Origin of the sequence: Kosakonia sp. PSU_27 (genome assembly GCF_039409795.1) — a bacterium.
Taxonomy (GTDB): Bacteria; Pseudomonadota; Gammaproteobacteria; order Enterobacterales; family Enterobacteriaceae; genus Kosakonia.
The window spans coordinates 88717-114669 of sequence record NZ_JBCIVK010000003.1; the positions used below are offsets into that span (position 1 = coordinate 88717).

At 54.6% G+C, this 25953-nt stretch carries 21 protein-coding genes; 8 read left to right on the top strand and 13 right to left on the bottom strand.

What is annotated here, in order from left to right:
- Positions 1-434 precede the first annotated feature (434 nt).
- Positions 435-1973 carry a methyl-accepting chemotaxis protein gene (locus AAIG26_RS07360; RefSeq protein ID WP_045510386.1) on the top strand — a complete coding sequence of 513 codons (1539 nt, stop codon included), beginning with the start codon at positions 435-437 and terminating at the stop codon, positions 1971-1973.
- 170 nt (positions 1974-2143) lie between these two features.
- On the opposite strand, the gene AAIG26_RS07365 is transcribed toward AAIG26_RS07360, so the two are convergent.
- Entirely contained in the window at positions 2144-2752 is a 609-nt protein-coding gene (locus AAIG26_RS07365; protein WP_343180380.1) for an SMI1/KNR4 family protein, read from the bottom strand.
- Between the two features lie 147 nt (positions 2753-2899).
- Between AAIG26_RS07365 and AAIG26_RS07370 the strand changes: the two genes are divergently transcribed.
- Both AAIG26_RS07370 and AAIG26_RS07375 read left to right on the top strand, forming a co-directional pair.
- Positions 2900-3286, top strand: a complete 387-nt coding sequence (locus AAIG26_RS07370; RefSeq protein WP_343180382.1) for a hypothetical protein — start codon at positions 2900-2902, stop codon at positions 3284-3286.
- 172 nt (positions 3287-3458) lie between these two features.
- On the top strand, positions 3459-6518 hold the full coding sequence (locus AAIG26_RS07375) for an NACHT domain-containing protein (RefSeq protein ID WP_343180383.1): 3060 nt from the start codon (positions 3459-3461) through the stop codon (positions 6516-6518).
- A gap of 88 nt (positions 6519-6606) precedes the next feature.
- Here the strand turns inward: AAIG26_RS07375 and AAIG26_RS07380 are convergent, their stop codons facing one another.
- Positions 6607-6798, bottom strand: coding sequence for a YfgG family protein (locus AAIG26_RS07380; protein WP_071925214.1), 192 nt, complete (start codon positions 6796-6798; stop codon positions 6607-6609).
- Between the two features lie 352 nt (positions 6799-7150).
- Here AAIG26_RS07380 and AAIG26_RS07385 point away from each other — a divergent pair, with 352 nt between their 5' ends.
- Positions 7151-9367 (top strand): EAL domain-containing protein, encoded by a 2217-nt coding sequence (locus tag AAIG26_RS07385; protein WP_343180384.1) that lies wholly within the window; start codon positions 7151-7153, stop codon positions 9365-9367.
- A 12-nt stretch (positions 9368-9379) separates the two neighbouring features.
- Here the strand turns inward: AAIG26_RS07385 and ppx are convergent, their stop codons facing one another.
- The 4 genes from ppx to purM form a co-directional block, all read right to left on the bottom strand.
- Positions 9380-10921 carry an exopolyphosphatase gene (gene ppx, locus AAIG26_RS07390; RefSeq protein WP_020454696.1) on the bottom strand — a complete coding sequence of 514 codons (1542 nt, stop codon included), beginning with the start codon at positions 10919-10921 and terminating at the stop codon, positions 9380-9382.
- A gap of 3 nt (positions 10922-10924) precedes the next feature.
- Entirely contained in the window at positions 10925-12985 is a 2061-nt protein-coding gene (gene ppk1, locus AAIG26_RS07395) for a polyphosphate kinase 1 (RefSeq protein WP_017458969.1), read from the bottom strand.
- 277 nt (positions 12986-13262) lie between these two features.
- A complete protein-coding gene (purN, locus tag AAIG26_RS07400; protein ID WP_045510372.1) occupies positions 13263-13904 on the bottom strand; it encodes a phosphoribosylglycinamide formyltransferase in 642 nt (213 codons plus the stop codon).
- Positions 13901-14938, bottom strand: coding sequence for a phosphoribosylformylglycinamidine cyclo-ligase (purM, locus tag AAIG26_RS07405; protein ID WP_044489701.1), 1038 nt, complete (start codon positions 14936-14938; stop codon positions 13901-13903). Before purM ends, purN begins: the two co-directional genes overlap by 4 nt.
- A 234-nt stretch (positions 14939-15172) precedes the next feature.
- Here purM and upp point away from each other — a divergent pair, with 234 nt between their 5' ends.
- From upp to AAIG26_RS07420, 3 genes are all read left to right on the top strand, one after another.
- Positions 15173-15799, top strand: a complete 627-nt coding sequence (gene upp, locus AAIG26_RS07410) for a uracil phosphoribosyltransferase (RefSeq protein WP_017458966.1) — start codon at positions 15173-15175, stop codon at positions 15797-15799.
- 109 nt (positions 15800-15908) lie between these two features.
- The gene (gene uraA, locus AAIG26_RS07415) at positions 15909-17198 is read left to right on the top strand and encodes a uracil permease (protein ID WP_020454693.1); all 1290 of its coding nucleotides are present in this window, start codon (positions 15909-15911) and stop codon (positions 17196-17198) included.
- 99 nt (positions 17199-17297) lie between these two features.
- The gene (locus AAIG26_RS07420) at positions 17298-17999 is read left to right on the top strand and encodes a DnaA inactivator Hda (RefSeq protein ID WP_065370367.1); all 702 of its coding nucleotides are present in this window, start codon (positions 17298-17300) and stop codon (positions 17997-17999) included.
- Positions 18000-18030: 31 nt separating this feature from the next.
- Here AAIG26_RS07420 and arsC read toward each other — a convergent pair whose 3' ends face one another.
- Together arsC and bepA are read right to left on the bottom strand one after the other, a co-directional pair.
- Positions 18031-18387, bottom strand: a complete 357-nt coding sequence (arsC, locus tag AAIG26_RS07425; protein ID WP_343180385.1) for an arsenate reductase (glutaredoxin) — start codon at positions 18385-18387, stop codon at positions 18031-18033.
- 12 nt (positions 18388-18399) lie between these two features.
- A complete protein-coding gene (gene bepA / locus AAIG26_RS07430) occupies positions 18400-19866 on the bottom strand; it encodes a beta-barrel assembly-enhancing protease (RefSeq protein ID WP_097407629.1) in 1467 nt (488 codons plus the stop codon).
- 222 nt (positions 19867-20088) lie between these two features.
- Here bepA and AAIG26_RS07435 point away from each other — a divergent pair, with 222 nt between their 5' ends.
- Positions 20089-21153 (top strand): AI-2E family transporter, encoded by a 1065-nt coding sequence (locus AAIG26_RS07435; protein WP_017458961.1) that lies wholly within the window; start codon positions 20089-20091, stop codon positions 21151-21153.
- Between the two features lie 40 nt (positions 21154-21193).
- Here the strand turns inward: AAIG26_RS07435 and focA are convergent, their stop codons facing one another.
- From focA to hyfH, 5 genes are all read right to left on the bottom strand, one after another.
- Positions 21194-22051 carry a formate transporter FocA gene (focA, locus tag AAIG26_RS07440; RefSeq protein WP_017458960.1) on the bottom strand — a complete coding sequence of 286 codons (858 nt, stop codon included), beginning with the start codon at positions 22049-22051 and terminating at the stop codon, positions 21194-21196.
- A 105-nt stretch (positions 22052-22156) separates the two neighbouring features.
- On the bottom strand, positions 22157-24106 hold the full coding sequence (locus AAIG26_RS07445; RefSeq protein WP_343180386.1) for a sigma 54-interacting transcriptional regulator: 1950 nt from the start codon (positions 24104-24106) through the stop codon (positions 22157-22159).
- A 109-nt stretch (positions 24107-24215) separates the two neighbouring features.
- Entirely contained in the window at positions 24216-24629 is a 414-nt protein-coding gene (locus AAIG26_RS07450) for a formate hydrogenlyase maturation HycH family protein (protein WP_322555162.1), read from the bottom strand.
- Positions 24622-25398, bottom strand: a complete 777-nt coding sequence (locus tag AAIG26_RS07455; RefSeq protein ID WP_020454687.1) for an NADH-quinone oxidoreductase subunit B family protein — start codon at positions 25396-25398, stop codon at positions 24622-24624. Before AAIG26_RS07455 ends, AAIG26_RS07450 begins: the two co-directional genes overlap by 8 nt.
- Positions 25395-25943 carry a hydrogenase 4 subunit H gene (gene hyfH / locus AAIG26_RS07460; protein ID WP_020454686.1) on the bottom strand — a complete coding sequence of 183 codons (549 nt, stop codon included), beginning with the start codon at positions 25941-25943 and terminating at the stop codon, positions 25395-25397. Before hyfH ends, AAIG26_RS07455 begins: the two co-directional genes overlap by 4 nt.
- Positions 25944-25953 lie beyond the last annotated feature (10 nt).

Consider the following 25953-nt stretch of genomic DNA (forward strand, 5'->3'; position numbering starts at 1 on the left):
ACAGTTAGAAGTTTAATTTAACGTTTTTATTCCCTTTTTCTTCCTTATAGCGGTGGAAAAGCCTCTTCTGTTTCGAATTCCATGCTTTTAAATTATCAGCCCCCTGTACCTGTATTTCCCCTCCTGCGCATAAATTCCTTGTTTCTGCCTTCCATTTGATGTCATGAATGTGCGTTTTTTGAACAAGCTCGGTTCATCGCCAGGATGAATAGCTATTCCATGAAACGACATATTTGAAACGTTAGTTTGAATAAATTGGTGAATCCTAAGCATATTTTCTTTCTCACAAGTACCTTCTTTCTAACTCTTTGATTCAAATGTGTAATGTGATTTAAATTAAATTTTAACGCCAGATTGCCGATAAGTTGTCTTCGGTATGCTTCTTTCAAAGGGAGCAGAAATTCATGAAATCACCTCAACCCTGGGTAATAAATATGTCAGTTAGGCGTTTTTCATTTCTCGTTTTTAGTCTGTTACTTGGTATTTTTCTCATCAGCTCGGCTTCTAACCTTTGGTCACTTACTCACAGCAACCAGTCGCTGGATAACGTGAACAAAGAGATCAGAGTCGTGCTGTCGGTTATTGACCCGATTAACCATAGCCGCACACTGCGTGTGCGTCTGATGGAAGCCATGATTAACGCCTCCCTGGGCGACAAACAGAAAACGGATGCGTCGCTTGAGAGCGCGAAAGCGGTGATGCAAAAAGCCACCGATGCGTTCAACAACTACAAGGCTGCGCCACCTGTCGAGGGCGAAGAGGCGCTTTCCGCGCCTTACAGCCAGGCCTGGCAAACGTATGTTGATCAAGGGTTGCGACCGTTGATGGACGCCGCGAGCAACAACGACACGGCGCGTTTCAACCAGCTCGTCAGCACCACCATCCCGCAGCTTGATCGTCAGTTTGAAATCACTCTCGATAACCTGCTGGCCTTTCGCGAAAAGTACGCCCAGCGCCTTAACAACGACGCGCAGAATCGCTTCGTGAACAGCATGGTGACCATTGGTGTTTTCGCCTTACTGTTTACCTTGATCATTGTCGCTATCTTTATCCTGCTGCGTCGCCGTGTTCTTTCGCCGCTGGATGCCGCACGTTTGCACTGCCAGAAGATGGCGGCAGGGGAGCTGCACACTCCTGTTGTTTACGGTTCTAAAGACGAGATTGGCGACATGCTCGGTTCGCTGGAGCAAATGCGTCTTGCTCTTCTGGAAATCATTGCCCAGGTGCGTAATTCCAGCCAGAGCGTGGCCCATGCGGCAGAAGAAATCGCTGCCGGTAATACCGATCTCTCGGCCCGTACCGAAGAGCAGGCGGCTTCTCTTGGGCAGACCGCTGCCAGCATGGAACAGCTGACTTCAACGGTTAAGCACACCTCCGAAAACACACAACAGGCAAATACCCTTGCGACGGCGATGCGCAGCTCCGCGCAGGAAGGGAATACGATTGTTGAAAAAGCAGTGATGTCGATGAAAGAGATCGAATCCAGCGCCGGCAAAATCGACACCATCATTTCCTTAATCGAAGACATTGCTTTCCAGACCAATATTCTGGCACTCAACGCAGCGGTTGAAGCGGCAAGAGCTGGCGAGCAGGGGCGCGGGTTTGCCGTCGTGGCAAGCGAAGTCCGTAATCTGGCGCAGCGTTCGTCACTCGCGGCGAAAGAGATCAAAGAGCTTATTGAGGAATCCGGCCGACAGGTGCTGCTGGGTAGCGAAAGGGTGTCGCAGGCGGGCGAGAGCATGCAACGCATTATCAGCACCGTTAAGCAGGTTTCTGAACTGATGGCGGAAATTGCGCTCTCGACCGGTGAACAGAGTCGCGGTATTGAGCAGATAAACCAGGCTGTTGCGCAGATGGACACGGTAACGCAGCAGAACGCCGCGTTAGTCGAAGAAGCATCAGCAGCAGCGCATTCGCTTAAAGAGCAGTCTCAATTGCTGGAAGAGACGGTAGCCGTTTTTAAACTGAGCTAACGTTTTGTCAAAAAAAACAAGGCAGGTTTATGCCTGCCTTGTTTGTGATTCTTTAATGGTTCGTCGTTACCCGGTTACCCGCTATTCAACGTATTGGTCGACAGTACAGAAGCGCTCATGGAAGGCGCGGACGTTGTTGCATCGCTGCTGCTGTTCCAATATAGCGCTGCTCAGTACATCCACTTTTCCACAACGTCATCACCCAGGTGTTCGCGCAGCAGATCTTCGTTATCTTCCTCGCCGTGGGCTTCCAGCAGGCATTTGAACATCAGCACGTCGAGGTACTGCCCCACGTCGGCGAAAACCTGCGTCAACATCGGCGAGCTGTCGTGATCGAAATACCACACTTCGCCGGTTTCCCGGTGAAAGCACCACAAATTGCCGTTGCCCAGGTAGTCGCCAAAGACGATCAACTGATGGACCAGCGCCCATTGCGACGCTGCGTCTGCCGCACTTTCGAGAATGTCATGAATGCCGGGGTAAGCCGCTAACAGCGGTTCAATGCTGGCGTATTTCGCGGGCGTGACACTGCACAACCTTTCGGCCAGTTCGAGTGCGCCGAGCGTTTCATGATAACGGCGAAGCAGCGGCGGGAGCGCGCAGCCCAGACGTTGTTCAAGCGCTTCAATCTCTTTGGCGTTAACCGGAGCCACTGGCGCAGGGTTATTCCACTGTTCGCGCCAGGCCTGTACGCAGGCGCGCCACCAGGCCAACCGTGCTGTCTCATCGGTAAATTCTGGCCACGCTAAGGGCGGCAGTTCACTGCTATCTGGATTCATTTTTTTCCCCTGCTGATTTACTCCGGCGGCTCACAGGATCGCTTATATTCGCCATGTGGGCCACTGCCATTAGTGATGGCTTTACGCTATGTTCTTCACCACGTTAAGGTAATTCGAACATATCAACGGTGCTGAACGGGGAGCGCGATGCAGTCAGTAAAGCTAATGGGGGATGGCTATGAGCCGCAGGTCTGGCAGGAAGGCGATAAGCTGACATACTCGTTGCCGGTCGATTCCGGGTTTGTCAGCTTCGATTTTCGTTTTGTTATTCGCCAAAGCGATCTGGATGTTCTGCTTGCCGATAATTACCGACGCGCCGTGCTCGAAATCATTGCGCACACCCTGCTTCAGCATTCCACGCTAAAGGGAAATGCCCGTTTCACGCAAAGCGATTTCGATAAACTGCTTGCGGATACGCTCCACGCAACGAACGATTCCCTGCAGACTTTTATTGCGCGCATCAATCGGGAACATCACATTGCAATTGAGCATTATGTGCAAGAGATCCTCACCCGTCGCGCTGATGCGGATTAAAGCAACGCATGCGCTGTGAAAGCGTCGTGCGCATTGCTCACTGAAGCGCATCGGGCTTTTCTCCTCAGACAACCCCCACTAAATCAGGTAGTTTGCTTCCGGCTTGCGGTGCCGGAGGCGTTATAGTGCTGTTTTATTGCAAAAGGCGTCACAAGCACAAAGAAGGATTCACATGTCGGGTAGCCAAAAATTCGTTTTACTCCTCCTTGCGTTGGCGTTGTGCTTCGTGGTGGGAACCGGGCTCTATTCCTCGTGGTTTAATGCGGCTTCAGTTGCCGTGTTTATCTGCCTGATGATCTATTTCACGCGCCCGTTGCTGATGCCCGCCGGGTATGGTGCGAACAAGATACGCGCGCTGGTGCTGGTGCTCGGATTCGGCATCATTGGCAGCGGTTCCAGCGCGTTAAATACGCTGTTACCGACTATCTGGACATTGCCGGTGCTGCAAAATGCTCCTGCGTGGCTGAAGAATATCCAGCTTATCAGTCAGCCTTCGCCGTGGATCCTTGCCAGCGTTGTCATCATCGTTGGTATTGTGTTCTTTTGCCTGCGCGATCGAAGCGTTGGCGGTGGGCATCCGACGCCGCTGAAAAAGGATTTCCCGGAAGATCGTTTTGCACGAAAGCTGGAGGTGTTCTGCAACATGTTGCAGCAGGATCTCACCTCGATTGACGTGAGCAGTAACTGGAGCCCTGAGTACTACACCGAACTGGAAGCCGAGGTTGAGATCCGTAAAGCGAAAGGTCTCGCTTCCCGTAAAAAGATCCTTGGGCTGCAAGACGCGATCCGCAAAGACAGAACCTCACGGTCGTTTTTGATTCTGGGCGCACCGGGTTCCGGCAAGAGCGTGGCGCTGCGCAAACTTGCCAGAGATATGCTGGCGGAGGTTAAAAAGACGCACCGCGTGCCGATTTACATCAACCTGCGCGAGTGGGTACCTGACAGCATTGTCACTGGCGGTCGCAAAGAGTTTTCTGTCGAAGATCTGGAAGCGTTTGTCATTAAAAACCTCGTCCGGCGTGGTGACGCCTACACGCGAGATTTTGTTAATGACTACTTTCATGACCTGTGGCGTACCGGTCGCTTATTTTTTATCTTCGATTCGTTTGATGAGATCTCCGAGTTGCTGGACGCCAGCGAAAACTCGACGGTCATCGATTCGTTGTCCACGGTTATCTCGCGCTTTATTACTACGCAAACGGCCTCACGCGGGGTTTTAGCTTCGCGCGTATTCCGCCAGCCGACGCGCGCGTTTCTGGCGGATAAAGTGCTGGAGATCCGCCCGCTTTCCGAAGCCGGTATTTCAGAAGCGCTGAGTCGGTATCCGCAATTTACTGATCAGGTGCGAAATACGTTATTCAGCCACCGACTGGATCTGATCCCGCTGGTGCGTAACCCGTTTATGATGGCGCTTCTTGGCGAATGGATCGCGGTTAACGAGACATTGCCGGTCAATCAGGCTGAGATTTATAAAAACTATATCGACAGCCGGATACAGCTCTGCAAACAGGAGCTGCGCGATACGGGGATCTCCTCTCGTGAGGTGATCGAGGTTGCGACGGATATCGCGTGGTTTGTTTTTCGCTCCTCGACGTTTGGCCTCGAAGCGCCGGTGAAAGTGATCCGCAGCTATTTCAATTCAGAACACGTGGACACGGTGCTGGAACTCCTGCGTTTTGCCCGTATTGCCAGAGTCACCCCTGGCGATGAGAAGTCGTTTGCGTTTGTTCATCGACGCTTTCTGGAGTATTTCGTCACCACCCGCTTTTTGCAGCAGCCCGCGGAAGTGCCGGATTCGCACATTCCTACGGATTCGCGCGGTCGCGATGCGCTGGTGCTGTATGCCCAGTTGTGTAGCGAAGCCGAAGCAAAACGGTTAGCGGAACTCTGCTGGGGTGAGATCCAGCACCATTTTGCGGATGCAGGTCAGCGCATTCGCGCTATTCACTGCCTGCGCTTTTTAATTGACGCATTTGGCTCCCGCCGCGAGGTGCTACAACCGTTCGAAGAGGAACTCTCTGCCTTTGTGATACAGCACGTTAAAACGGGCGATAACATTCTGCTGGCGAAAATTTGCCTGGAAGCGACCGGGCTGCTCTCCGAATCGCGTGCCGCGCCGGTGCTGACCACCGCGATTGCTGGTGAGGATGGCTGGTTACAGGAGACCGCGTTTCGCGCCTGTCGTCATCTGCCGAAAATGAATGATGAGCTGGAAGAGGGGATGAAGAAATACGTGCTGAATATTTCGGAAACCAACTTCTGGCGCGGGCGCAAGAATATCCTGCTGAGCTTGTCATTATCCGATGCCTTAAGCGGGGTTTATCGCGTTGCGAAGATGCGTTTATGGAGCATGAAAGCAGCACTTGCCAGCACGTTGTTACTGGCCATTGCACTGCCGTTTATTACCCTTTTCAGCGTGAGTTACGCGATGGCGGTGACCGCACCAATTTTGCTGTTCGGCAAAGCGGGGCGTACGGCGCAAACAGAGAAAGCGAAAAAAACGGGCAGTGATAGTCCCGCTCCGCGCGCTGCTGCGTCATTTATTGATAAGGGTTTTATATCCGGCACCTTTGTACTGTTTCGCGTGATGAGTTTTGTCATCCTGTTGGTGGTCAGTATTGCCGGGCTGTTCTCCCCGGCGCTGTCGCTGGCGGCGATACCGTTTTACACCTATAGCGGATACGCCATTTATAACGGCTGGCTGGCCGCCGCGAATGTAGTGTTAGGGTTGATGTTGCTTGATTGGGTGGCAATCTGTCGGTTTGTTCGCAGTAAAATTCATGATTTGCTGAACCCCAAAAAATGGCTGGCGGCGCTGTCGGTTCTTGTGGCATCCGCTGCGGGGGTAGGAATTATTTTCAGCCTCATCCATTATATCTCCCGCTATCCGATGGCGGAGCCGGTCTTTAAGGCGACCTTCTCTGTGCTGATTGCATTGATGGCGGCATACGTGGTGTTCACCTTTATTCAAGCTGTGCGCGGGGGGATTAAAGATCTGCGGAGGCTGCGGAAATTGGCCTTTGGCTCAGTCATTAAACGTGCGCAAATCGCGAAGATCATGGCGGAATGCGTGTCGGATTATGGGCGTTTGCAGTTTGTTCTGCGGCTTGAAAGTGAAGGTATTTCCGCCACCGGTCACTGGCCGGAAGGATTCAAACTGGCGGTTGGGCTTGGCGAAGCCTACACGGCGCTGGCGCGGCTGGAAGAGCGCTGGTTAAACCTCGACAGATAAGCAACGCGTTTGTGCAATGGGGCGAATACCGTTGCACAGACGAGCGCAAACCCACGCGGTAAAGCGTGTAAGCAAAATCGGATAAACTTTAGCGTCGTGCGGTGGGGTCGATAGTCTGACTGATTTGTTGTGACTGGCTTTTGTCCTGATGGTGGTACCAGGCGCCAATAGAGGAATAGACGAAGCGGCCGAAGAAAAAGATAAAGCTGATAAGAAGTACGATACGGGTCATGCGACTGTCAAATCGATGTCGTTTTCGCATACTGGTTGCCTGACTCACAATGGTTCCTTTAGGAATACCCGATTTACGGGCGACAGCGACATTAATGCACACTCTTTTTGTCAGGTCAATTAAGCCTGGCGCAAAATCACAATGATTAAATTATCACCATGGATTATATAAGATAAATTAAATATTTACGTCAGCAATGAAAAATGGACGATAATGCGCATTAAGCCGGTAATTAAAGCTGGCTGGCGCGCTTTTTTTGATGCAAATCAATTAACAGATATTGTCCGGAATTAGAATTTCTGTTTGTTAACAAACTGGCACTTCACCGTTGTACAGCACAGTCGGGTCGGATACCTGCCTGAAACACCCGCCAGGATCTGGGTTGGGTAACCGAGCATCTATGACACTTATTCAAAAATATCATCGCCTGAAAGATCAGTGGTGGGCTTTGCCGCTCATCACGCCTGTTATTTTGTACCCACTGTTTAGCCTCGCTAATACATTTACTACCGTTTCTGGTCAGACGGTCATTCTCTATTATCTGCCGATGGCGTTGCTGATCGCCCTGATGATGTTTTATGGCTGGGCGGCGCTGCCGGGCATTGTGCTGGCGCTGATTTGCCATTATTGGCCCGCACCGCCGCTGGAAATGGCCAGTAAAGGCGTGCATTTGCTGCTGCCTGTAATACTTAGCTGGGCGGGTTACCGTATTTTTGTCACTCGCCGCCACCGGGTGGCTTATGGCACGGCATTGCTGGTTTCGCAGCGTATTTTCTGGCAGGTGCTCTGCCCGGCGTCGATTTATCTGATTATTCTTGAGCTGGGCGTCTGGCTGAATCTTTACGATCGGGCAACAAGCGACGGCGGCGCGCTGGCGTGGAATGTGCCGATGCTCATCAATTACCAGGCATTACTGGTCGGGACGATGACCGGCGTGCCGTTTAGCTATTTGTTGATCCGCGTTATTCGCCATCCGCGTTATGCGATGTCGTGGTTATCGCAAATGCGTCACGAGTTTGATCGTAAAGTTACGCGCATTGAGATTGGGGTCTGGTTCGCCGTGGTGATTGGCATTTTGCTGCTGTTACTGATGCCGCTGAATAAAAACAGTTCCATTTTCAGCACCAACTACACGCTTTCACTTCTGTTACCGGTGATGCTGTGGGGATCAATGCGCTACGGCTATCGTTTTATGTCGCTGGTCTGGACACCGCTGCTGGTCATCTCTATTCACTTTTTTTACCGTTATTTGCCATGGTTTCCCGCTTACGACGTGCAACTCGCGATCGCCTCATCAAGTTACCTGGTCTTTTCCTTCATCATTCTCGCCATGGCGATGATGGCGACGCGTCAGAGACTGGTGCATGATCGCGCCCGCCGTCTGGCATTTATCGATCCGGTTGCCAATATGCCCAATCTTCGTGCGTTGAGCCGGGCTATGGCGGATACGCCGTGGTCGGTGCTCTGTTTTCTGCGCGTGCCGGAGCTGGAACTGCTGGGGCGTAACTATGGCGTGCTGCTGCGCATTCAGTATAAACAGCGCATGGCGGACTGGCTCAGGCCACTGCTGTCGGCGGAAGAGAACGTGTATCAACTTTCCGGGCACGATCTGGCGATCCGCCTGAATGCCCAGTCGCACCAGACACGCATTGAGGAACTGGACGCGCGCATCAAGCAGTTCCGCTTTATCTGGGATGATATGCCGCTGCAGCCGCAGGTGGGGTTAAGTTACTGCTACGTGCGTTCACCGGTGAAGCACCTCTATTTACTGCTCGGTGAAATGAGCACCATCGCCGATTTGTCGCTGGCGACCAACCACCCGGAAAATTTGCAAAACCGGGGCGCGGCGAATCTGCAACGCAGCCTGAAAAGCAAAGTGGATATGATGAATCGCCTGCAACTGGCGCTGGAAAAAAATCACTTTATCCTGATGGCTCAGTTAATTCATGGCGTGCGCGGCGATGATTACTACGAGATCCTGCTGCGCATGCGGGAAGAGAACGGCGACAACATCAGCCCGGATGCGTTTTTGCCTGTCGCGTATGAGTTCGGCTTGTCGTCGCGCATCGATTTATGGGTGATCGAACATGTGCTGATGTTTATGGCGCAAAACCGTGAAAAACTCCCCGCCCAGCGTTTTTCCATTAACCTCTCTCCGGCCTCAATTTGCCGCACGCAGTTTGCCCAGGAAGTCCGGCGTTTATTGCGCAAATACCGCATCGAAGCCTGGCAGTTGATTTTTGAGATCACCGAAAGCAACTCAATGACCAATCTTCAGCAGGCCAACCAGACGCTGGGGCAACTGCAACAGATGGGGTGCCGGGTGGCGATCGATGATTTTGGCACCGGTTATGCCAGCTATGCGCGGCTGAAAACCGTTAATGCTGACATCCTGAAAATCGATGGCAGTTTTATCCGCAATATTGTCTCGAACAGCCTGGATTATCAGATTGTGGCGTCGATTTGCCATCTGGCACGGATGAAAAAAATGCTGGTGGTGGCAGAGTATGTGGAAAGCGAAGAGATACGCAGCGCGGCAATCGCGCTGGGTATCGACTATTTACAGGGGTATCTGATTGGTAAGCCAGCGCCGCTGGAGACGCTGGTTAACAAGTAGCGAACGGGCGGCTCAGGCCGCCACTTCCGGAGAGTGCTCTTCTTCGATTTTCAGTCGCCAGCCAGTCACGGCTTCCCAGTATTCCTGCTCTTTTTCCAGATCCAGCAACACCAGCGCGTTCTGGCTGAACCAGTCGTACGGGAAGCTGAGCGTCCAGTGATTAGCATCGGTAGTCAGGCGCAGTGTCGGCGGCGTGGTGGTCGCCTGGCGCTGGTTATTCAGCAGCACGCCAAGCCGTAAGATTTGCACCAGCGGCAAATACTGCTTCTTTTTAAACAGCGTAAAGCGCGGCAAATCATCAAGCTTGATAGCCTTACGGTGGCAGCGCACCAGCGTCGCCATCATCAGCTGTTGCTCCTGATTAAAACCGGGTAGATCGCTGTTTTGCAGAATGTACGCCGAATGGCGGTGCATCCCGCTGTGGTTAATATTGAGCCCTACTTCGTGCAGCATCGCTGCCCATTTCAGCAACGCCGCCAGTTGCGGGTTAGCGAGCTTCGGGTTTTGCTCCAGCCACTGATCGTAAATCTGAGTGGTGGTTTCCAGCACACGACGCGCCTGCTCGCGGTCGATATTGTACTGGCTGGCGAGGCTCTGCGCGGTGCGGCTGCGAATATCCTGGTGGCGGAAACGACCTTCCATCTCATACAGCACGCCTTCACGCAGTGCGCCGTCGGAAAGGCGCAGCTCGCGGATCGCCAGCGCATCGAACACGCCGCAAAGAATAGCCAGCCCCGGCACAAACACCGCTTTACGCTCTTCGGAAAGGCCTGGCAGACTCAGTTCGCTGAAACTTTTGTACTTCAGCACTTCGGCGACCAGCTTCTCCAGCCGTTCCGGGGTGATAAAGCCATCTTTCTCGCCGGAGGCGATCAGCACTTCGTGGGCGGCTTTAATGCTACCGGATGCGCCAAGCGCAACATTCCAGCCCTGAATGCGGAACTGCCACGCCAGCGACTCCAGCTTTTGTGTTGCCGCCATGCGCGCGCGGCGGAAGTTTTCGCCGTTAATCGTGCCGCCCATAAAGTACATCTGCGCAAAGCTCACGCAGCCCATACGGCGGCTTTCCACCAGCTTCGGCTCGAAATCTTCACCGATCACCAATTCGGTAGAACCGCCGCCGATATCGATTACCAGCTTGCGGCCTTTTTCCGGCTGTGTATGTTCCACGCCCATAAAAATCAGGCGCGCTTCTTCATTGCCCGGAATGATTTCAATCGGGTAGGGGATTACCTTTTCCGCGCGTTTAAGAAATTCGGTGGCGTTCAGTGCCTGGCGCAACGTGTGCGTACCGACAATGCACACGCTTGCCGGATCAAAGCCCTGCAAGCGTTCGGCGAACAGCGACAGGCAAGCCAGCCCGCGCTCCATTGCCTCTTCGCTCAGCATGTTATTGCTGTCCAGACCATCAGCCAGGTGCACGCGCTGTTTCAGGCGGCCAATGATCTGCATTGCGCCGTCGACCACACGCGCAATGACCATATGGAAACTGTTTGAACCCAGATCGACCGCGGCAAATTCCTCCGGTCGTGGCGTCTTTTCTTGTATCGGCATAGGTTAGTCGGGCTGTTCGAGTGATTTGATGTAGTCGTAAATCGCCAGTTGTGCGCGCACTTTACGACGGTTGCCGCGCGGCACATAGCGATTACTCAGTTCTTTATCGATGTACCTGGCTTTCACGGTATCACTTAAAAGCAAATCAATGATATCCAGAACGCGCTGTTTAAGGCGCGGATCGAGCAGCGGTGCGGCCACTTCGATACGGTAATCGATGTTACGTGTCATCCAGTCTGCGGAGGAGAGATAAACGCGTTTATCGCCGCCGTTCTCAAAAATATAGATGCGATCGTGCTCAAGATAACGATCAACGATACTGGTGACACGAATATTTTCGCTGATGCCTTCCAGTTGCGGAATAAGTGAACACATGCCGCGCACCAGCAGGTTCACCGGCACGCCGGAACTGGAGGCGGTATACAGCCTGTCCACCAGCCCTTTATCGACAAGGTTATTCAGCTTCAGCGTAATGCCGGAAGGTTTACCTTCCTGCGCGTTAGCAATCTCCGTGTCGATCATATCGTACAACAGGCGGCGCGAGTTCTGCGGCGACACCAGCAAATAATCGAAGCTCACCGGGCGGTAGGGGTTTTCAATAAAGTTGAATACCCGGCGCACTTCATTGGTGATGCGCGCATCGGCCGTGATCAGTGAGTAGTCCGTATAAAGCCGCGCGGTTTTTTCGTTAAAGTTGCCGGTACCGATGTGCGCATAGCGCACGATCTCTTCCCCTTCCATACGGGAAATGAGGAACAGTTTGGCGTGAATTTTTAAGCCCGGCGCCGAGAAGATCACCTGCACGCCCGCTTCCGTCAGCCGCTTCGCCCAATGAATGTTGGCTTCCTCGTCGAAACGCGCCTGCAACTCCACCACCACGGTGACTTTTTTACCGTTATGCGCGGCGTGGATCATCGAATCGATAATGCGCGAATCTTTCGCCACGCGGTAAATGTTGATTTTGATCGCCAGCACGCTCGGGTCGAACGACGCCTGGCGCAGCAGCTCCAGCACGTGTTCAAAGGTGTGGTACGGATAATAGAGCAGCACATCGCGTTCGCGAATGGCGTCAAAACCGTTGCGGAACTTATCAAAGCCAATGTGGCGCAGACGCGGCATCGGTTTGTTGACGAGGTTGGCTTTGCCGACATTCGGAAAACCAATAAAGTCTTTGAAGTTGTGATAACGCCCGCCGGGAATAATGGAGTCATAACGGGAGATAGTCAGCTTTTCACGCAGCATCTCGACCATGGCATCGGGCATATCGCGCTGATAAACAAATCGTACCGGCTCGGCGGTCAGACGCTGTTTCAGGCTGGAGGACATCAGCTCCATCAGGCTCGACTCCATTTCGTGCACCAGGTCATATTCGGCGTCACGGGTCATTTTCATCGAGTAGGCGTTCAGCGCGTCATAATCGAAGAAGCCTTTAAAGATATCATCCAGGCAGTAACGCAGAATGTTATCCAGCAGGATCATCGGTTTGCGACGGCGCGGCGTTTCCGGCGGCAGGTTAACAAAGCGCGGCACTTTATCTGACGGGATCTCCAGCAGCGCGTAGCGGATTTCGTCGCCGCGAATAATCTCTACCGCCAGGTAGGTGTAATCATCTTTTAAGAAGCGTACCAGGTTGGTTTCGCGGTTAATCAGCGTCGGGGTAATGTGCTGGCGCAAATATTGTTTGAAGTAATTGCGCAGCCAGCTCTGCTGGTTTTGCGAAAGCTGACGTTCGTTAATCAGGAAAATTTGATTACGCGCCATCTCCAGCAGCAGGTCGTTGTACAGACTGTCGAACTCCTGATCGGCTTTCAGTACGCGAGACTGGATCTTGCCCAGCAGATGGCGGGAATTCGTGGTAACGCCTTGCTCTTCGCTAATGATTAAGCGGCGTTTCAGTTCAGCAAAACGGACTTTATAAAATTCGTCGAGGTTGTTGGAATAGATCCCCAAAAAACGCATGCGTTCGATAAGCGGGTTACTTTTGTCGGCGGCTTCCTGGAGAACACGTTCATTGAAGCACAACCAGCTTAGTTCTTTTTCGAGATATAACTTTTCCTGACCCATTCCTGTTTACACTCCGGTTCTTGCTCGGGACACGGCAAATCCTTCTCGCTCTCGCGGTGCCCTGACTGACAGGTGAACGTTGCTGGCGTCCCTTCGTATGACACAACTTATTATGGCGAGCTTTGCCGTCAGATGTCCAACTGTGCCAAAAAAGTATGACAGTAATCCGTTTTTCGCATCTAAGGTGATGGAAATAAAGTAACTTTTTCTTTTAGCAGGGGAAGAGGAAAGAAACCCTGCCACGGCGGGCAGGGTGAAAAGCGATAAATTGCAGTAATTATTCGTCGGCCGCATAGCCTTCAGGCGGTAGGCGCACACCATCCAGCCACGCGCTGTTGCTGTCCATTTTCAGGCGGCCATCAACAAACCAGCTGACCACCAGCGGGTAAATCGCATGTTCCTGTGACTGCACGCGTTCGGTGATCTCTTCTTCCGTATCACCTTCGAACACCGGCACTTTGGCTTGCAAAATCACCGGGCCACCGTCCAGCTCATCGGTAACAAAATGCACGCTGGTACCATGTTCTTCATCACCGTTTTCCAGCACCTGGCGGTGCGTGTGAAGGCCGGGATATTTTGGCAACAGGGAAGGGTGGATATTCAGCAGACGTCCGGCGTAATGCGCGACAAACGCCGGGCTGAGGATACGCATATAACCCGCCAGCACCACCACATCCGGGGCGTAGGCGTCGATTTCCTGCATCAGCTCGCGGTCAAACGCATCGCGGCTGGCGAACTGATCTGCGCTCAGCGCATGGGCGGGAATATTGGCTTCCCGCGCACGTTCAAGGCCGAACGCGTCGGCCTTATTACTGAATACTGCCCGCAGGGTGCCGTTGATTTTCTTCTGTTTGCAGGCGTCGATAATTGCCTGCAAATTGCTTCCGTTACCGGAAATCAGCACCACGATGTTTTTCATTCAATAACCACACGCTCACTGGAATCGGATGCTTTGATGATACCGATTTTCCACGCCTTTTCACCTTTCGCATTCAGCAGAGTGATGGCTTTATCGGCTTCAGCCGCAGGCAGCGCAATTACCATACCAACGCCGCAGTTAAAGGTGCGGTACATTTCGTGGCGGCTCACGTTGCCGGCGTTTTGCAGCCAGTTAAACACGGCCGGCCACTGCCAGGAGGACTCATTAATTACCGCCTGGGTGTTATCCGGCAGTACGCGCGGAATGTTTTCCCAGAAACCGCCGCCGGTCAGGTGGGCGATAGCGTGGACATCGACATTTTCAATCAGCTCCAGCACGGACTTCACATAAATGCGGGTCGGTTCCAGCAGGTGATCGGCCAGCGGTTTGCCTTCCAGTTGCGTAGCCAGCGGATCGGCACCGCTCACTTCGAGCACTTTACGCACCAGCGAATAGCCATTGGAGTGCGGGCCGCTGGAAGCCAGTGCGACCAGCACATCGCCGTCAGCCACTTTCGAGCCGTCGATGATTTCTGATTTTTCTACCACACCGACGCAGAAACCGGCGACATCGTAATCTTCACCGTGGTACATGCCCGGCATTTCCGCCGTTTCGCCGCCAACCAGCGCACAGCCAGATTGCAGGCAGCCTTCGGCGATGCCGTTGATCACGCTGGCGGCAGTATCAACATCCAGCTTGCCGGTGGCGTAATAGTCGAGGAAGAACAGCGGCTCAGCGCCCTGTACCACCAGATCGTTAACGCACATTGCCACCAGATCGATACCAATGGTGTCGTGACGTTTCAGATCCATTGCCAGACGCAGTTTTGTGCCCACGCCGTCAGTGCCGGAAACCAGTACTGGCTCACGATATTTTTGCGGCAGCGCGCACAGCGCACCGAAGCCGCCCAAACCGCCCATCACTTCCGGGCGACGGGTTTTCTTCACCACGCCTTTGATTCGGTCAACCAGAGCATTGCCCGCGTCGATATCAACACCGGCATCTTTATAGCTGAGAGAGGTTTTATCGGTCACTGCTTGGGTCCCCACGCGTTTACTTGCGGTAGAAATAAAATTCGGCGCAATTCTAACAGCCAAGGCAAACGTTTGCGAGTCCATTATTTAAGGGCGCGGCGGATTCTTGCGATATACTCTTTTCCAGTCTGATTGATCGCGATCAAGCGCCTTCCTGTAGCGCAACGGAGAAAAAGCGGTATAATCCGGCGATTTTTTTTGTGGCTGCCACCTGTCAGGGGAAAGGAGAAGAGTATGAAGGTCGTGGAAGTAAAACACCCACTCGTCAAACACAAGCTGGGTCTGATGCGAGAGAACGACATCAGCACCAAACGCTTTCGTGAACTCGCCTCAGAAGTGGGCAGCCTGCTGACCTATGAAGCAACGGCCGATCTGGAAACGGAAAAAGTGACCATCGAAGGCTGGAATGGCCCGGTACAGGTTGATCAAATTAAAGGTAAGAAAATCACCGTAGTGCCGATCCTGCGCGCAGGTCTGGGCATGATGGAAGGCGTGCTGGAGCACGTACCGAGCGCGCGCATCAGCGTAGTGGGTATCTACCGTAATGAAGAGACGCTGGAGCCGGTACCGTACTTCCAGAAACTGGTATCCAACATCGACGAGCGCATGGCGCTGGTTGTTGACCCGATGCTGGCGACCGGTGGTTCGATGATCGCTACCATCGACCTGCTGAAAAATGCCGGTTGCCACAGTATTAAAGTGCTGGTGCTGGTTGCCGCGCCGGAAGGGCTGGCGGCGCTGGAAAAAGCGCACCCGGATGTTGAGCTGTACACCGCGTCGATTGACCAGGGGCTGAATGAGCACGGATACATTATTCCGGGCCTCGGCGACGCCGGCGACAAAATCTTTGGTACGAAGTAACTGATAAGAAATCGAAAGCCGACTTTGATAGTCGGCTTTTTTTTGGAATTCATAACACTGCCCGCCGTTTTGGACGGGTGGACAACAACAACACTCAGAGGAAAACACTATGACGCGCCGTGCTATCGGGGTAAGTGAAAGACCGCCGCTTTTGCAGACGATCCCGCTTAGTTTACAGCATCTGTTCGCCATGTTCGGCGCAACCGTGCTGGTGCCAATCCTGTTCCACATTAACCCGGCCACCGTGCTGCTGTTCAATGGTGTCGGAACGCTGCTGTATATCTTTATCTGTAAAGGGAAAATTCCGGCCTATTTAGGCTCCAGCTTTGCGTTTATCTCCCCGGTACTGCTGTTGCTGCCGCTGGGCTACGAAGTGGCGCTCGGCGGGTTCATTATGTGCGGCGTGCTGTTCTGCATCGTCTCGTTCATTGTGAAAAAAGCGGGCACCGGCTGGCTGGATGTGATGTTCCCGCCTGCGGCGATGGGCGCAATCGTTGCCGTCATCGGTCTGGAACTGGCGGGTGTGGCGGCGAACATGGCCGGTCTGCTGCCTGCGGAAGGGCAGTCTGCGGATTCCAAAACCGTGATTATCTCGCTGGTGACGCTGGGCGTGACGGTGTTTGGCTCGGTGCTGTTCCGCGGCTTTCTGGCGATTATCCCGATCCTGATTGGCGTGCTGGCGGGTTATGCGCTCTCCTTCGCGATGGGCGTTGTCGATACCACGCCGATTGCTCAGGCGCACTGGTTCGCGCTGCCAACGTTTTACACGCCGCGTTTTGAGTGGTTTGCCATTTTCACCATTCTGCCTGCGGCGCTGGTGGTGATTGCCGAGCACGTCGGTCACCTGGTGGTGACGGCGAATATCGTCAAAAAAGATCTGATCCGCGATCCGGGTTTGCACCGCTCCATGTTCGCCAACGGCCTTTCAACCATCATCTCCGGTTTCTTCGGCTCTACGCCGAACACCACCTACGGTGAGAACATCGGCGTGATGGCGATTACCCGCGTGTACAGCACCTGGGTGATTGGCGGCGCGGCGATTTTCGCCATTCTGCTCTCCTGCGTCGGTAAACTGGCGGCGGCTATCCAGATTATCCCGGTGCCGGTAATGGGCGGTGTTTCCCTGCTGCTGTACGGGGTAATCGGCGCTTCCGGTATCCGCGTGCTGATCGAATCGAAAGTGGATTACAGCAAAGCGCAAAACCTGATCCTCACCTCCGTTATCCTGATCATCGGCGTTAGCGGCGCGAAAGTGCACATTGGCGCGGCTGAATTGAAAGGCATGGCGCTGGCGACGATCGTCGGTGTGGGTCTGAGCCTGATCTTTAAACTGATTAGCGTACTGCGCCCGGAAGAAGTGGTGCTGGACGCGCCAGAAGATGACGTCGCGAAGTCGTAAACATCGTGCAGAATTGAACCGGGCCTCGCGCCCGGTTCAAACCTTGCAACATTTTGTGATAGACTCACTGCGTTTTTTGTAAGCCTTGTTGAGGTACCTCTGAACACGCCGGCACAGCTCTCCCTGCCATTGTACTTACCCGATGATGAAACCTTTGCGAGTTTCTGGCCGGGTGATAACCCCTCTTTACTGGCGGCACTGCAAAACGTTCTGCGCCAGGCGCACAGCGGATACATCTATTTCTGGTCACGTGAAGGCGCGGGCCGCAGCCATTTGCTGCATGCCGCGTGTGCCGAACTCTCCCAGCGCGGCGATGCCGTAGGCTATGTGCCGCTCGATAAGCGCACCTGGTTTGTACCGGAAGTGCTGGATGGGATGGAGCAACTCTCGCTGGTGTGTATCGACAATATCGAATGCGTGGCCGGTGACGAGCCGTGGGAGATGGCGATTTTCAACCTCTACAATCGCATTCTGGAACAGGGCAAAACCCGCTTGCTGATAACCGGCGACAGACCGCCGCGCCAGCTCAATCTGGGGTTGCCGGATCTGGCCTCAAGGCTGGACTGGGGGCAAATCTACAAGCTGCAACCGCTCTCTGACGAAGACAAATTACAAGCCTTACAACTGCGGGCGCGGATCCGCGGGTTTGAACTGCCGGAAGACGTGGGGCGGTTTTTGTTAAAGCGGCTGGACAGAGAAATGCGCACGCTGTTCGATACGCTGGATGAGCTGGATCGCGCGTCGATCACCGCCCAGCGCAAGCTGACCATTCCGTTTGTCAAAGAGATCCTTAAACTCTGAACCCTCGCCACGCGGCGAGGGTTTTTTAATGCTACAAAATCTCCAGCACCTGCTCCGGCGGGCGACCGATTCGTGCTTTGCCGTGGCTAACGACAATCGGGCGTTCAAGCAGTTTCGGGTTATCCACCAGCGCCTGCACCAGTTGCGCTTCCGTCAGTGCGCTATCGCTAAGCTGTAATTCTTTATAGAGATCTTCTTTGCTGCGCATCAGTTCGCGCGCGCTGGACATACCGAGCATTTTCAGCAGTTTTTGCACCGTTGCCACGTCCGGCGGCGTCTCGAGGTAGAGCACCACTTCTGGCTCAACGCCGTTTTCCTTCAGCAGCGCCAGCGTTTCGCGGCTCTTTGAGCAGCGTGGGTTATGGTAAATCTTCACCGTCTCTGACATCTCTTCTCCTTATTACATTTTCTGGTACGGCTTGAACCGTTGCTGCAACTCGCGTAGCTGGTCAATTCGCGCATCGTAACGTGCCTGTTGCAGGCTACCGAGTTTCACCTGCGAACTGGCGCTGCTTAGCAAGGTGATCGCCTGATCCAGCTTGCCTACCAGCGCTAACCCTTCGGCACGCGCGGCCAGTTCCTGATCGCGGTTATTCAGTGCCGCTTCGGCCTGCGCCAGTAAATCCCAGCCGTTGACATCCTCTTTATTCGTAAAGGTGTAACGGTTAAGAATGCGCGCGGCTTCCGCGGGCTGACCACCTTCCAGGTAAGCGTTCGCCAGGTTGAGTTGTAGCACCGGGTTAGTTTTCAGTTCGCTGGCACCATTGAGGCGTTTAATGGCGTCCGCGCTTTTGTTCTGCCCTAAATCGATATCGGTCGCCAGGTCGATATACCAGGCATTGTTCGGGCTGGCGTTCAGCAGCGGCTGCAAGATTTTTGCCGCCTCGGCGTAATTTTTCGCTTCCATTGCCTGTAACGCCCGACCATATTGCGCCGCGCGTTGTTCACGTACGTTGCCTTTCGACCAGCCATCCAGCAGGTCACTGGTGAGCTGGTTACGCCCGGAGTTGTACATGCCCAGCGTTCTGGCTTTCGCCATGTAGAACTCTTCGGATGATTGCACCACCACCGGACGCATCTGATTGGCGCGGTTGCGCGCATCCGACAAGCGGCTTTCCGGCAACGGGTGCGTCAGCAAAATTTCCGGCGGGCGCGTGGAGTAGCGCGACTGATCCAGCAGTTTTTCGAGGAAGGTCGGCATCGCTTGTGGATCGAACCCGGCGCGTTGCAGTACCTGAATACCGATGCGGTCCGCTTCCTGTTCGTTCTGCTGGGTAAAACTGATAAGCCCTTGCTGTGTTCCGGCCAGCGTGCCGGTGAGCGCGCCCATCCCGGCTTGCGGGTTAGCCATCGCCAGCAAAATGGAACCCAGTACGCCCGCCCAGGTCAGCGGCGCGTTGCGTTTTTGGTCTTCCATCGCGCGCGCCAGGTGGCGCTGGGTGACGTGGGAGATTTCGTGCGCCATCACCGAGGCCAGTTGGCTCTCGTTATCCGTATAACGGAACAGCGCGGAGTGCAGCACCACATTGCCACCAAAAAAGGCGAAGGCGTTGATCTCGTCGTTATTGACGAGATAGAAGTGGAAAGGGGTTTTGACCGAATCCGCGTGCGCCACCAGACGCATACCGAGGGAATTAATGTACTGCACCAGCAGCGGATCATTAATCAGTGGCGCGCTGCCGCGAAGCTGGCGAACGTAATAGTCGCCCATCTGCATCTCCTGACCAATGGAGAGCGTGCTTCCCGCCGAGGTGCCCATATCCGGCAACGTGCTGTCTATCGAATCAGCCCATGCCGGGGCAACGCTACCTGCACTGAGTGCAGCAATCAGGGTTGCGACCAGCGTTCGTTTCAACTGCCTGAACATAACCTCTTTCCTGTATTTGGGGTGACACACTGTTGACCTGCTTTCGGCGGCGTCGTTCCGGCTCACCGGCCTTCGAGTGTAGCCGCCTTTAGGGATGAAAAACATTGTATTCAGTGGATTGCTATGTTTCCCGCAAAGGATACGAAAAGCGAAGTCTTTTTTGTGACATTTCGATACAATTCCACTCCTTACCCCCGCTCAAGAGGTTCATAAAGGAACGTTATGCTCGAAATGTTAATGCAGTGGTATCGCCGCCGCTTCAGCGATCCGGAGGCGATTGCGCTGCTGGTCATTCTGCTCGCGGGGTTCTGTATTCTCTTCTTCTTCAGCGGCCTTCTTGCGCCGCTGCTGGTAGCGCTGGTGATCGCTTACCTGCTTGAATGGCCAACCGCACGTCTGCAACGTATCGGCTGTTCGCGTACCTGGGCTGCCACAATAGTTCTGGTGCTGTTTGTCGGCATCCTGCTGGTGATGGCGTTTGTGGTGATGCCGGTTGCCTGGCAGCAGGGGATTTACCTGATCCGTGATATGCCCGGCATGTTAAGCAAGCTCTCTGATTTTGCCGCCACCTTACCGCGCCGTTACCCGGCGTTAATGGATGCGGGGATCATCGATGCGATGGCGGAAAACATGCGCTCCCGCATGCTGACAATGGGCGATTCCGTGGTGAAATATTCGCTCGCCTCACTGGTCGGGTTGCTGACGCTGGCGGTCTATCTGGTGCTGGTGCCGCTGATGGTTTTCTTCCTGGTAAAAGATAAAGAGCAGATGCTCAATGCCGTGCGCCGCGTGCTGCCGCGCAACCGTGGGCTGGCAGGCCAGGTGTGGAAAGAGATGAACCAGCAAATCACCAACTACATCCGTGGCAAAGTGCTGGAGATGATTGTCGTCGGCGTCGCCACCTGGATCGGTTTTATCCTGTTTGGTCTCAACTACTCCCTGCTGCTGGCGGTGCTGGTCGGCTTCTCGGTGCTGATCCCCTATATCGGCGCGTTTGTCGTCACCATTCCGGTGGTTGGCGTGGCGCTGTTCCAGTTCGGTCTTGGCACCGAGTTCTGGAGCTGCTTTGCCGTTTATCTGATTATTCAGGGGCTGGATGGCAACCTGCTGGTGCCGGTGCTGTTCTCCGAAGCGGTTAACCTGCACCCGCTGGTGATCATTTTATCGGTGATTATCTTCGGCGGGCTGTGGGGCTTCTGGGGCGTCTTTTTTGCTATTCCGCTGGCGACGCTGATTCAGGCGGTGATCCACGCCTGGCCGGATTCGCCGCCGGTGTCAGAAGAGTAATCTTGCAGGGCGGCAGACAGCTTGCCGCCCTGCATTCTCCTCAATGCGTGTCGTTCTGATGACGCAGATAGATAATCCAGTACGTCACCCCCACCAGCACGCCGCCGCCGATAATATTGCCAATCGTCACTGGCAGCAGGTTATCGGTAATCACGTTACTGATGGTCAGCGCCGGGAAGTTATCTGGCGAGCTGTGTACCGCCGTCCAGAAACTCTGTGGTGAAAAGTCACGAATGATCACCGCCAGCGGCAGCAAAAACATGTTGGCGATGCTGTGCTCAAAACCGCTGGCGACAAACATGCCGATTGGCAGCAACATCGCCATGATTTTATCCGTCAACGTATGGCCGGAATAACTCATCCACACCGCCAGACAGACCATTAAATTGCACAGCGTGCCCAGGCACACCGCTTCGATAAAGGTGTGGTGCATTTTATGGTCAGCGGTTTGCAACACATTCAGCCCCCACAAACCGTTGCTGTTCATGGCCTGGCCGCCAAACCAAATCAACGCCACAAAAAACAGCGCACCCACGAGGTTGCCGAAATAGACGATCACCCAGTTGGTAAACAGTTGCCGCCAGCTAATCAACCCGCTGGCTTTCGCCATCACCGTCAGCACGGTTGAGGTAAAGAGATCCGCCCCGCAGACCACCACCAGAATCAGCCCGAGGGAAAAACAGACGCCGCCCGCCAGCTTCGCCAGCGCGGTCGCAGGCGCAGGCCCGGCGGTAACGGTGATGTAAAACACAAACGCAATTGAGATAAACACGCCCGCAGTAATCGCGAGGAAGAACGACAGCTCTTTTCGTTTGCTGACTTTATACAATCCAGACTGCTCGGCGACTTTTGCCATTTCCGCAGGAAGTCGCAGGTCAAACGCGTTGCCGGTATCCATTTGATTCTCCTGATTCAATGCATAGTAGACACCCGCCGTCTTATGCATAGCGCATACCAGCGACAAACCAGAGAGCGTTAGCGGGTTCACAGAACCCGAAGGGGGTTACAGCACTTCGCGCACGGCGATACCGAGACGCTGCATTCGCGATAACAGCGTGGTGCGTTTCATGCCGAGTTTGGCGGCCGCGCCGCGCGGCCCGGCGACAATGCCGTTGGTTTCGCGCAGCACCTGAATAATTTGCTGGCGTTCCGCTTCGTCATTTTCCGGCGGCTCCGGGCGCATCATCTCCGCCACTTTGGGCAGCGTGAAGGGGAAGGGATCGTGGCTAACCGGCTGCACCATGCTGACGGGCTGGGCGTGCAGATGCAGGTTTAAGGTGTTGTCGCGCGCCAGCAGTACCGCGCGTTCAATGACGTTTTCCAGCTCGCGCACGTTGCCGGGCCACTCATAGCGCATCAGTTGCTGGATAGTATCGGCGGGAATGGTATCAATGGTGCGATTGAGGCGGCGCGCCAGTTTTTGCGTGAAATAACGCGCCAGCAGCGGAATATCGTCCGGCCGCTCGCGTAGCGGCGGCAGCACCAGCGGAAACACATTCAGGCGGTAAAACAGATCGTTACGGAATTCGCGATCAATCACCATCTGGCGCAGATCGCGGTTGGTGGCGGCAATCACCCGTACGTTAACCGGAATGGTTTTCGTACCGCCGATGCGTTCGATCTCGCGCTCCTGCAACACCCGCAACAGCTTCGGTTGCAGCTCAAGCGGCATATCGCCAATTTCATCGAGGAACAGTGTGCCTTCATCAGCCATCTCAAAGCGCCCGCGATGGGCATTAATCGCCCCGGTGAAAGCGCCTTTATCGTGACCAAACAGCTCGCTTTCCAGCAGGCTGGCGGGAATGGCGGCACAGTTGATTTTCACCAGCGGTTTGTCTTTGCGCGGGCTCATCTGGTGCAGCGCGCGGGCGATGATCTCCTTGCCGGTGCCGGTTTCACCGAGGATCAGCACCGTACTGTCGCTCAGTGCCACAATATTGACCTGCTGAAGCACGTCGCGCATGGCATCACTCTGGTAAATGATGTCGCCAAAACTCTGGCTGGAGGCGATTTGCTCGTTCAGTTTGCGGTTTTCGCTGTTCAGATTCTCTTTTAAATGGATCACCTGCCGGTAGGCGTCGGCATTATCGACGGCAATGCCAATTCTGTCGGCAATTTGCTGCAATAATCGACAGTTTTGCTCACTGAAAATTGAGGCGTCCCGGTGCGCCAGCAACAGCACGCCAGGTGCGTGGTGGCTGAAGGTCAGTGGCAAAATAAATACCACGTTTAACCCCTGCATCAATAGCTGTTGCAATACCGGATCGCGCTGCCATAACCCGGCATCCTGCGCCTGGTGCAGCAGTGCGCCCTGATTTTCATTGAGCGCCGCCAGCACCACCGGGCTATCACTGCGCAGCGCAAAGCGCTCGGTTTCCGGCGGGCAGCTGGGAAAGTGGGTGGCATGGCAAATAAGCTGGCGGGAGTGCAGCGTGTCGCGCAGAACCACGCGGACATTATCGATACCGAAAAAGCGGTGAATTTCCTGCGAAACATCGGCGATCAGATCGTCAAGATCCAGATGCGAAAGCACCGAGTTGGTAATGTCCACCAGCACCCGATCATGGTCGCGCTCTTCACGCAGCGTTTCGATCGACTCGCTCAACGCCACCTGAGAAAGTTGTGTTTCCAGCGCCTGGCTTGCCAGCCGCGCCAGCCAGCTAAACATCGTGTTGTCCTGCTCCGTGAACTGGCCGCTATCGGTACGGGCAAAACGCAACTCCAGCGCCTCACTTTGCGCCAGCAGAATAAGGTGCAGCGAACTGTCGCTGACTTTTCCGCCGTATTCACGCTCGCTGGTTTCGACGCTGCCATCATCAAAGCAGCGCCAGAAGTGGGCGTTATTTAAGCGTAATTCGATAAACTGGACGGGGCTGAAAGGCGGCGGTAAAGGGATAAACGCCCGGAGTAACGAAGTGTGAGTATTCTGTTCCAGCAACTGCCGTAAGATCATGGATACGTCGCCCTTAATAGTGAGCGTAAATAGTACATTACCCCTTATTTTTGTAGTGTTACAAGCTTCACGTATAAATCACTGGGGTGATATTTATGTGATGAATCATTCAGCGCAACAGCCGCACCATCAGATAGATCGCCGGTTCATGCGCCATATCCTGTAAATGTTGCAGCAACTGGCGGCTCCAGCTCCGCCAGGGTTCTTCTGCTGTTTTTGATAACTGCACGCATGTCGGTGCCAGCGTATTCACGTGGCTGGCATCGATGACAATTTCGCCAAAGGTTAATAACCCCTGCATTTTGCGCCTGGCATCCGCGTCATCGATTAACGTTAGCCAGTGCTGATACTCATCAAGCGGGCATTCGAGCGCCACGTTGAGGCAGTCGATCACCCCAACGTGATGACCAATCGCCAGCGAGTAGTACATCACCTGGCGACTTTTTTCTTCCAGTTCGACGCTGTTATCGACAAACTTCTGCCGCAGCATCCAGAACATCACTTTCGCTTGCTGCTCAGACATGGGCACGCTCCAGCTCGTTCATCAGTTGCTGCACGATGGAGGTCAGACGCGGGTCCGCCGCCTGTTGCAGCCAGTTATTTACCCGCAGCGTAGCCTGCGCGGGATCGCCTGCGGTTAATAAAGCGAAGAGCTGGTCGGTGATCTCGCGTCCCTGGCGATAACCCGCCAGCTGGCGCGCCAGCCGTTCAAGGGTCACGCGCAATGCCAGTGGCAGTGTCGGCCAGCGTACGCTGGCAATTTCATCTGCCGCTTGTTGATGGTCGACGGCGTGCAGTTTTTGCTCCAGCAAGCCAAGCGCCACCGCAAAACCGTGGATGGTCGCCGCTGGCGTCGGCGGGCAGCCGGGGATCCACACATCAATCGGCACAATGGTGTCGCTGCCGCCCCACACGCAGTAGAGATCGTGAAAAATCCCGCCGCCGACGCCGCATGCGCCATAGGAGATGGCGATTTTATGATCCGGTGCCGATTCCCAGGCGCGCAGGGCAGGCATGCGCATGGCGCGCGTGACCGCGCCGGTAAACAGCAAAATATCCGCGTGACGCGGCGAAGCCACCACTTTGATGCCAAAGCGTTCCGCGTCAAACAGCGGCGTAATGGCGGCAAAAATTTCGATTTCACACCCGTTGCAGCCGCCGCAATCGACGCGATAAACGTAGGCAGAACGCTGGATATCGCGCAGCAGTAGCTGCTTCATTTTCTGCGCGGATTCCTCGAGCGGCACCGGCTGGCTGACATGCTGGTTCAGCACTTTCAGGTCGGAACTCATGCTTGCTCCTTCAGGTAATAGTGCACGTTAACGCTGCCGCGATGCTCCAGTGCCGCGCGTCGGCGGCACGCCGGGCAGAGAGAGGCTTGCGCCCGCAGGTTCTCAAGCTGGTGCGGTGCGTTTTGGTTCAGGGCCAGCAGTTCCACCGCCAGCGCCACGGATTTTTCTGGCGCGAACGGCACGCCGCATTCGCTACAGTGCTGCAGGCGGAAGGTGGCGCGCACATACAGATCGGCTTTGTTAGTGACCGCCAGTTCAAACTCTTCCGACAGACGGATCGCCCGCGTCGGGCACACCTCTTCGCAGCGCCCGCAGTAGATGCAGCGGCCGATGAACAGTTGCCAGACGCGGCTGTTCTCCCCGGCATCCGTTTCCAGCGTGAGCGCGTTCGCCGGACAGGCGGTGGTACAGGCGCCGCAAGCGATGCATTGCTGCGGGTCGAGTTCCGGTTTGCCGCGAAACCCCGGGCACACCTCCAGCGGTGCGAACGGGTATTTCACCGTCGGCTCGCCCGCTCTGAGAATGGTTTTCAACAATTTCAGCATCGTTTCTTTC

Coding starts and splice junctions, on each gene's coding strand:
- arsC (WP_343180385.1), bottom strand. CDS start 18,387: ATGTCAGAGACGGTGAAGATTTACCATAACCCACGCTGCTCAAAGAGC.
- bepA (WP_097407629.1), bottom strand. CDS start 19,866: ATGTTCAGGCAGTTGAAACGAACGCTGGTCGCAACCCTGATTGCTGCA.
- AAIG26_RS07445 (WP_343180386.1), bottom strand. CDS start 24,106: ATGATCTTACGGCAGTTGCTGGAACAGAATACTCACACTTCGTTACTC.
- AAIG26_RS07450 (WP_322555162.1), bottom strand. CDS start 24,629: ATGTCTGAGCAGCAAGCGAAAGTGATGTTCTGGATGCTGCGGCAGAAG.
- AAIG26_RS07360 (WP_045510386.1), top strand. CDS start 435: ATGTCAGTTAGGCGTTTTTCATTTCTCGTTTTTAGTCTGTTACTTGGT.
- AAIG26_RS07375 (WP_343180383.1), top strand. CDS start 3,459: ATGTCGGGTAGCCAAAAATTCGTTTTACTCCTCCTTGCGTTGGCGTTG.
- AAIG26_RS07435 (WP_017458961.1), top strand. CDS start 20,089: ATGCTCGAAATGTTAATGCAGTGGTATCGCCGCCGCTTCAGCGATCCG.
- upp (WP_017458966.1), top strand. CDS start 15,173: ATGAAGGTCGTGGAAGTAAAACACCCACTCGTCAAACACAAGCTGGGT.
- ppx (WP_020454696.1), bottom strand. CDS start 10,921: ATGCCGATACAAGAAAAGACGCCACGACCGGAGGAATTTGCCGCGGTC.
- purN (WP_045510372.1), bottom strand. CDS start 13,904: ATGAAAAACATCGTGGTGCTGATTTCCGGTAACGGAAGCAATTTGCAG.
- focA (WP_017458960.1), bottom strand. CDS start 22,051: ATGGATACCGGCAACGCGTTTGACCTGCGACTTCCTGCGGAAATGGCA.
- ppk1 (WP_017458969.1), bottom strand. CDS start 12,985: ATGGGTCAGGAAAAGTTATATCTCGAAAAAGAACTAAGCTGGTTGTGC.
- AAIG26_RS07370 (WP_343180382.1), top strand. CDS start 2,900: ATGCAGTCAGTAAAGCTAATGGGGGATGGCTATGAGCCGCAGGTCTGG.
- AAIG26_RS07365 (WP_343180380.1), bottom strand. CDS start 2,752: ATGAATCCAGATAGCAGTGAACTGCCGCCCTTAGCGTGGCCAGAATTT.
- AAIG26_RS07455 (WP_020454687.1), bottom strand. CDS start 25,398: ATGAGTTCCGACCTGAAAGTGCTGAACCAGCATGTCAGCCAGCCGGTG.
- uraA (WP_020454693.1), top strand. CDS start 15,909: ATGACGCGCCGTGCTATCGGGGTAAGTGAAAGACCGCCGCTTTTGCAG.
- AAIG26_RS07385 (WP_343180384.1), top strand. CDS start 7,151: ATGACACTTATTCAAAAATATCATCGCCTGAAAGATCAGTGGTGGGCT.
- hyfH (WP_020454686.1), bottom strand. CDS start 25,943: ATGCTGAAATTGTTGAAAACCATTCTCAGAGCGGGCGAGCCGACGGTG.